Consider the following 215-nt stretch of genomic DNA (forward strand, 5'->3'; position numbering starts at 1 on the left):
GGCCAGCGTGACGGCCTGGCCGTTGGTGTCGAGGTTGTACTGCTGGCTGGCAGCGGTGCTGAAGCGGCTGGAGTAGTCGGTGGTGTTGCTGGCAGAGAACTGCAGCGTGCCGCCGCCGAGGGTGATGGTGCCGGTGGAGCCGATGGCGCCGGCGCTGCCCAGGGCCAGCGTGCCTGCGGTGAGCGTGGTGCCACCGTCATAGGTGTTGGTGCCGG

The 215-nt window shown here is 69.8% G+C and carries 1 protein-coding gene; it reads right to left on the reverse strand.

Annotated elements, in window-relative coordinates:
* Window positions 1–215: hypothetical protein (locus tag ACG04R_RS28645; RefSeq protein ID WP_394418253.1), on the reverse strand; the 215-nt coding region annotated here is incomplete at both ends.

Origin of the sequence: Pelomonas candidula (assembly GCF_043555985.1) — a bacterium.
Taxonomy (GTDB): domain Bacteria; phylum Pseudomonadota; class Gammaproteobacteria; order Burkholderiales; family Burkholderiaceae_C; genus Pelomonas; species Pelomonas candidula.